Annotated in this window: 8 protein-coding genes; all 8 read left to right on the forward strand. The window is 30.6% G+C overall.

What is annotated here, in order from left to right:
- The first annotated feature begins 35 nt into the window (after positions 1–35).
- Positions 36–791 (forward strand): DUF6090 family protein, encoded by a 756-nt coding sequence (locus BM239_RS15040; protein ID WP_092210135.1) that lies wholly within the window; start codon positions 36–38, stop codon positions 789–791.
- A 169-nt stretch (positions 792–960) separates the two neighbouring features.
- Positions 961–2,316, forward strand: a complete 1,356-nt coding sequence (locus BM239_RS15045; RefSeq protein WP_092210137.1) for a coiled-coil domain-containing protein — start codon at positions 961–963, stop codon at positions 2,314–2,316.
- 152 nt (positions 2,317–2,468) lie between these two features.
- Entirely contained in the window at positions 2,469–3,557 is a 1,089-nt protein-coding gene (locus tag BM239_RS15055; protein ID WP_092210141.1) for a hypothetical protein, read from the forward strand.
- Positions 3,558–3,777: 220 nt separating this feature from the next.
- Positions 3,778–4,470 carry a hypothetical protein gene (locus BM239_RS15065; protein ID WP_092210145.1) on the forward strand — a complete coding sequence of 231 codons (693 nt, stop codon included), beginning with the start codon at positions 3,778–3,780 and terminating at the stop codon, positions 4,468–4,470.
- 163 nt (positions 4,471–4,633) lie between these two features.
- Positions 4,634–5,281 carry a hypothetical protein gene (locus BM239_RS15070; RefSeq protein ID WP_092210147.1) on the forward strand — a complete coding sequence of 216 codons (648 nt, stop codon included), beginning with the start codon at positions 4,634–4,636 and terminating at the stop codon, positions 5,279–5,281.
- A gap of 160 nt (positions 5,282–5,441) precedes the next feature.
- Entirely contained in the window at positions 5,442–6,011 is a 570-nt protein-coding gene (locus BM239_RS15075) for a hypothetical protein (RefSeq protein ID WP_092210148.1), read from the forward strand.
- A gap of 145 nt (positions 6,012–6,156) precedes the next feature.
- Positions 6,157–6,816, forward strand: a complete 660-nt coding sequence (locus tag BM239_RS15080; protein ID WP_092210150.1) for a VOC family protein — start codon at positions 6,157–6,159, stop codon at positions 6,814–6,816.
- 146 nt (positions 6,817–6,962) lie between these two features.
- Positions 6,963–7,275, forward strand: a 313-nt coding sequence (locus tag BM239_RS15085; protein WP_177209058.1) for a cbb3-type cytochrome c oxidase subunit I, incomplete at its 3' end; no start/stop codon positions are given.

Raw genomic sequence — 7,275 nt, forward strand, 5'->3', positions numbered from 1 at the left:
AACCGTTGTGCTTCATTATGACCAACCAATAACCAATGATAAAATTTTTTAGAAAAATCAGACAAAACTTACTCTCTGAAGGTAAAACTGGAAAGTATTTAAAGTATGCGATTGGAGAAATTATTCTTGTCGTTATTGGAATATTGATTGCATTACAGATTAATAACTGGAACATAAGCAAAAGCAATTTAAAAGAATCTAATGAGTTTGTTGCACGACTAAAAGCAGAAGTAAAAAGTAATATAGGTTTTACACAAGAAGAAATTGAAAAAAAAGAAAACCAGAGGAGTAGTTCATTGGCTATTTTAAAAATGTTTGGAGAAGATATAACTAAACTTTCTTCCAAGACATTGGACAGCCTAATTAATATATCAATGGCAAATGGCAACATGGAGTTTAAAAACGGAACCTTAAATGAAGGACTGAATACTGGAAAAGTCGCACTCATTAAATCCGATTCCTTAAAGACACTTTTATACGGTTTGCCATCTTTAGTCGAAGAGGTTAGAAGTGGAGAAAAATACATGAACGAAGACCTTAATGAATATTTTTATCCGTTTATATATGAGAATATCAGCTTCAGACAGATGGACTATGAACACACTGCTCATGGAGAACTAATCGGACCTTCAAAATTTAGCAACCACAATAATTTAAATGTGCTGAATATTTTAAAGTTTGAGAGTTTAGTAGACAATATATTCTATAACTCTAATGTACAGATTGAAAACTACCAAAGACTTAAAACTGAATTAGAAAACCTCTATAAATTAATCGAGGAATATGACTAAAATAACGAAAGCACAACAATGTATAACCGCAATTACGGCGGATTCGACTACGTCCGAATCCACTCGGAATTGCTAACGTCTGTGCTAAACCGAAAAATTTACGTACTTTAACCCGTAACTGACGGTTATACGAAACCGTTGTGGTGCATAACCAAAAAAACCGAAAAAAATGTTTGACGGAAAAAATTCAAAGAAAATAGAGTACCTAGAGGAAGAAAGAAAAAAACTCTGGGAAAGACTTTTGGAACTTGAAAAACAAGTTGCTGAAAAACCGTCAGATATAGAAAGAGAAGCTAAACAAGCGTCAAAAAAAGCAGCTGAATACAGGAATAAGACTGAAGAAAGACTTAATCAAGCTATTGAAATACAATCCAAATTAGCTATTATAGAAACTGAAATTGACGAGAAGTTAAGCGATATAAAGTCTAAACATTCAAAGTCAATTGAAGTCAGTAATGAATTGTTAGAAAACAGCACAAGTTTATCTAACCTCGTAACTAGAATTAGTGAAGTCCTAGACGAACACCCAGAAATAGAACAAGAAATTAACCAATTAGATGAGTTAATTGCGAAAATTGAGGAAAACTCTAGTAAAGCAAATACAACCTATAAAGGAATTTTAACGAAAAAAACCGAGATAGATGAACTTCATAGAGAAATACTGGGCTATGAGGATGAGGATGAGGATGGGGAAATAATTACTGTCGAAGGGTTAAAAAAAGAACTTGAAACATCATATAATCATCTGACTGAAACTTCTGAAAATTTAGAAGAAAGTCTTGAAAAACTTAAAAAAGCGAGTAAAAGTCAATATGACGACTTCATTAAAAACAACCAAGATGATTTAGAAATCCTGAAATCAAATTCAAAAAACGAATATGATAAAATCAATAAGCAAATAGAATCATTACTTCCAAATGCTTTAACAGCTGGTTTGAGTTCTGCCTTTGTAACTAAAAAAAGTGAGGAAGAAGAATTGTATAAAGAATATAAAACGAGTTTCAACAATGGAATTTTATACATATCTCTATCAGCTTTATTACCAATTGGGATAAGTATTTTTTACCTTCTATCTGGAGCTACTTTAACTGACACAATAGAAAGAGCACCGAAAATAATGTTAGCTTTTCTTCCACTTTACATTCCTTTAATTTGGACAACTATTTCTGCTAATAAAAAAGTCAACTTATCAAAAAGACTAATAGAAGAATACTCACATAAACAAGTGTTAAGTATGACCATAGAAGGTCTTTCAAAGCAAATAGAAAACATTGATGACGCAGGTATGTCAGAAGAGTTGAGAATAAAACTTTTAAATAGTTTCTTAAATGTAACAAGTGAAAACCCTGGAAAGTTAATTTTAAACTATCAAAAATCTGACAATCCAATATTAAACTTTTTTGACAGAGATAAGAAAAAAGACAAAACAATAGTTGATACATTAAAAGATAGTACGAAAGACATTATTGAGAAAGCAGCAGATGAAATTGAAGAGGGAATTGGAAATAATGGCAAAGAATTATAACCAAAAAATTACGCACCACAACAATGGCTATAAGTAATTGCTTGCTCTCGCCTACTTCTGAAAATCCTCGCGGATTTTCAGTTTGGTGTGTACTTGCAAAGTTAAGTGCTAACCCACGCAACTACTCATAGCCGAGACCGTTAGCCACCATTATGAAAAAAATCCTGCTACCATTATTAATCATCGGATTTATTCTTGTTTCGTGCAAGAAAAACAATCTGTCCGATACATATTGGTTAGCAGTAAAATCATATCCAATTCCACCCGAAACAGGAAATAGTATTTACGACGGAATGACATTACATTTCGCAGATGACAAATTGATTTATGGAAATGTATTTGACCAAAGAAACGGAGAGACTGAATTACGGATTTCAGGAAATAAATTTTTTGTAAATGACACGCTTTGGGCAGTTTCTTTTGCTCAATATCAAGATAGTTTAGTTTTAGATGTTAATGAAAACGCAAGAGTAAAATTCGTCAAATTGGGAAAAGAAAACTCACTACCTGAAAAAAAGCAAATTTGGAAACATAAAAATTGGGTTTTGACTTATAATGATTATCAACGAGAACTTTTTTTAACGGATTCATTATTTTTTGATGAGCCAGATTCTAAACTGTGTATTCAAAAAGACCTTCAAGATAATCAATTTATAAGTACAATAGATAAGTGGAAAGCCATTGGAATTAATGGAAATCAATTATTCGTTAAGACTTTCCATCAAATGGACGAGGAATTTTATAGAATAAAGAGTTATGTTAATGATTCCGTAATTGAATTAGAATCACTTGAGTTTCCGAGCGTCAAAACTGATATAAGGAAAAAGCAATATATATCTACAGAGCAAAAAGATAAAATTTACGAACAAATCCAAAATTACGTTTGGAAAACTGATAAAATTATTGATTTAGATACAATTTCAGAAGGTTCTCGAAATTGGGATTCTACTTATGTGAAAATGAAGTCTCTTAAAAACAAAAGGTTGTCATTCAAATTTTCTGACGATTTAACTTATAATATTTATGAATTAGAAAATTCAGTTGCAAACGGTAATTGGAAAGTTTCAGAAACTGGAAACGAAATTATTTTAAATTCTGGAATTTATCCTTCAGATTATATAGATTTGATAAATGTAGATAAGGACAGTTTGGTCATTGGAAACTTACATAAGTTTGAGCCAACTAATGACAATTATGGTTTGATTGTGGAATTATATTATAAACTCGTACTGAAAAAATAACGGTGGCTAACAACGTATATAAAAAATAGCGCGAGTTATTGCTAATACAAAGGTTCGGGCATTTTTGAAAAGTCGCCAAATTTTTAAATTTGACGATTTCCAATAAAAAAGATAAATAGTAAAATTTAAAAATTCGGCTTGTGTTTCATCCGAAAAGTTATCGCTTTTTTTCAGCGCTACTTTCCATATACAAGACCGTTGGCAAACATATAACCGAATAATGAAATTCATCAATCTAATCATAATTTTCCTTCTGACTTTTAATTGTTCAAGTAAAAAAGAAATAGCGGGATTTGAAAAGGTTTTGGGAAAAGAAAATAGCGAAACGCTAACTTATCTTGTGAACGACTTTGAATCTGACTTTCTCAAAAGACAATATCCGAATTTAGACACTAAAAAGGCGTACAAACAATTCTTGACTGAATTATCAAAAGGAGAAACTAACTACTGGGAAAAAATCTCGAAAAACAGCAAAGCGTATTTCGAAAAAAGCAATCTAAAGTTAGAAATTTACAGTGTAGTTGATTCTGTTTGGATTGAAAGAAGTTCTAATGCACTTTCTTCTGAAAACAGTACTATTCCCATGATTAAATTTAAGTTTAAATATTTAAAGCCTAATGGTACTTTTGGTTATAGCTATTCAGAAGCATCTTACCATAATAAAGAGCCAAAAAAAGAGGATTCTATTATTAATTCAAGAAAAAAATGGGTTGATATAAACCGTGTTGGAAGCTACAAAAGAGCTTTAGATTCGATAAGTAATAAATCTACTTTTCTAACCGATTACCTTGACATCAGAGAGGCTGCTGGAATTATATCTTCCTTTATAGTAGCTAAAAGAATGTTAGCTTATAATGTAGATTTAAATGATTACTTCATAAAGCGATTAATAATTACAGAAATAGTCTACTGAAAACAAAAAATACGTTTGCCAACACCGTGTAAAAATAATTGCTTGGTTCCAGCCAACTCGGAAAATCCTAGCGGATTTTCCTCTGGTTCGTGAATGTTTGCTAAATTAGTTGCTTAAATACGCAACTATCCTTACACAAAAACGTTGGCAAACATTTTGAGCTATGCGCACGAGAGAAAAAAAGTTATACTTTTTTGAGAGTACTTACAATTTATATGAACAATATAAAAAGATAAACGCTCAAAATCCAACTAAAGGATTTCAGTTAGGGTATACAATAGATGGATTAGAAATTTTAGAACAATTGGATTATTTATTCAAAAAAATAACAATCTCTAATAATTATTTTGCTGAACAAAATGAAATTCTAAATAAACAATTTGATGCTTATAGAAATCATTGTCTTGAAAACAATTTAGATTATATAGAATATATATCAGAGATACAACATGAAATACCCAGAACCAATCACAAAAAATCAGATAAATTTGCATTTAAAGCTAAATTATATTCAGAAATGTTTTATTATAAAGCGTTTCGCTTGAGGAATATTATTCGTTATTCTGGAGGATTAGGAAAAAAATTCGAATGCGAAGGTATAAGGAACGTAAGAAATATTCTTATAGAGCATCCTGAAAAATCAGGTTTTATCTACATTTATAGTTTTGGATTAGGAATGAAAGAAATTGGTCCAGTTTTAAAAACTGGAAATCCTGAAAATGATAAAAAGTTTAAAGATATTGGACTTTTCAAAAATGCTACTGAATTTAAAATGAATCTTGAAAAAATATTAACGGACTTTATTAATTAAAAAACGATTTGCCAACAACGTATAAAATTAATTGCTAGTGCAAGCCTACTTACGAAAATCCTCGCGGATTTTCTATTCGGTTTGTATTTGCTAAATTAGTTGCTTAAACGACGCAACTAATCTTATACAATCACGTTGTAAAACATTTGAGAGAAACTGAATGACCAAAATTTCAATTGACATATCGAAATCAAAAAAAACTGAAAAGCTGGTAATAAGACAATGGTTAATTAACAAATTATTGGATTATTTGATTCCACTAACGATTACAGGAATATTCATATTTATGTCGACTATGGAACTCAAATCTGACTTAGAAAACAGCGAACCAATTGCTTTAACTCTTACTTTATCGTTAATTACTATTTCAATTGGAATTTTTGTAATTTATTCATTAAAAAACCTATATAAATTAGAACGAATAAAAGGATTGTCGAGAGAACAAAATTCGGTTATTATAAAAGAAATAGCAGAAAAAAATGGTTGGAATATCTCTACTAATAATCAACAAATATCAACTTTGAACATACCTTGGGAAAATTCTGGAGGTTTAGATTGGGGAAAACAGTTGACTATAATTTATGACAAAACAGACATTCTCGTGAATTGTGTTTCTTTTGGACTTCACTCAACTCCTTCTCCTTTTCATTGGTTTACGAATAAAAGAAAAATAAATAAACTGAAAATGGAATTTAAAAGCGGAATAAAAACGTTTTACAACAATGTATAACCGCAATTACGGCGGATTCGACTTCGTCCGAATCCACTCGGAATTACTAACGCCAGTTCTTAACCGAAAATCATTAACTTTAAATCCGTAACTGACGGTTATACGAGACCGTTACCTGCAAGCTAAAAAAACAAAACAATCGAAAATGAATTTAAACAATATTGAAATTTTAACTGAAAACTTAAAAGCCACAAAGGATTTTTATGAAAATGTATTAAACCTTCCAGTTACGGAATGTGACTCTAAATCAATTAGTATAAAAATCGGATTATCAACACTTAAATTTGTAGAAAGCTTAAAGAACGAAAAACCTATTTATCATTTGGCTTTTAATATACCCGAAAACAAATTAAACGAAGTGATTAAATGGTGTAAAAATCGAATTGAATTAATCAAAAAAGAAGATGCTGTTTTAATAGCCGAATTTGAAAATTGGAATGCGAATGCAATATATTTTTATGACAACAATGACAATCTATTGGAATTCATTGCAAGGAAAGACCTTAATAACTTTGAAACAGAAACTTTTAGTAGTAAACAGATCTTAAATATTAGTGAAATCGGAATTGTAACGGACAACCCATTAGAATTTGGAAATCAACTAATACAAAATTATGGGCTAAACTTATTTGAAAAGAACCAAAATAGTGAAATATTTACTGCAATTGGAGATGACAACGGACTTTTGATAATCGTAAAAACTAACCGAAACTGGTATCCAACTGAAACACCAGCAAGAAGCAACTGGACGAAAATAGAATTATCTAATAAAAATAAAAGCGATACAATTGAAATAAAAGAATAAAGCCAGCAGGTAACACCGTGTATAATTAATGGCTAGTTGTGGCCTACTTACGAAAATCCTCACGGATTTTCTAGTCGGTTTTTATTTGCTAAATTAGGTGCTTAAACACGCCACTAATCATACACCAACCGTTAGCCACAAGTTGAATGAACCTATTAACTAAAAGACCACACATTGTTTTTCTTTTATTTGCAGTAATCACTTTTATACTCGGATTTAATGCAAATGGAGGAATTGATATAAATATTCACGACACATATTACGTAATGAGTAATTATCATTTCGCAACGCTGATTTCAATTCTTTTCGGAACAATTGGACTGATATATTGGATTGTGAAAAAAGTGAACGGAAACCTCTCTAAACGTCTGAATTTGATTCACGTTGCGCTAACTTTTGGCGGAATTTTTCTGATTCTAATTTTAAACGAATTTTTCCGAAAGTCAATTATGGAATATG

Origin of the sequence: Algorimicrobium echini, from assembly GCF_900115185.1 — a bacterium.
GTDB classification, from domain to species: Bacteria; Bacteroidota; Bacteroidia; order Flavobacteriales; family Flavobacteriaceae; genus Algorimicrobium; species Algorimicrobium echini.

What these genes read in the sequence shown, in the direction of transcription:
- BM239_RS15080 (WP_092210150.1), top strand. Translation starts at nt 6,157, where the DNA reads ATGAATTTAAACAATATTGAAATTTTAACTGAAAACTTAAAAGCCACA.
- BM239_RS15075 (WP_092210148.1), top strand. Translation starts at nt 5,442, where the DNA reads ATGACCAAAATTTCAATTGACATATCGAAATCAAAAAAAACTGAAAAG.
- BM239_RS15045 (WP_092210137.1), top strand. Translation starts at nt 961, where the DNA reads ATGTTTGACGGAAAAAATTCAAAGAAAATAGAGTACCTAGAGGAAGAA.
- BM239_RS15070 (WP_092210147.1), top strand. Translation starts at nt 4,634, where the DNA reads ATGCGCACGAGAGAAAAAAAGTTATACTTTTTTGAGAGTACTTACAAT.
- BM239_RS15065 (WP_092210145.1), top strand. Translation starts at nt 3,778, where the DNA reads ATGAAATTCATCAATCTAATCATAATTTTCCTTCTGACTTTTAATTGT.
- BM239_RS15055 (WP_092210141.1), top strand. Translation starts at nt 2,469, where the DNA reads ATGAAAAAAATCCTGCTACCATTATTAATCATCGGATTTATTCTTGTT.
- BM239_RS15040 (WP_092210135.1), top strand. Translation starts at nt 36, where the DNA reads ATGATAAAATTTTTTAGAAAAATCAGACAAAACTTACTCTCTGAAGGT.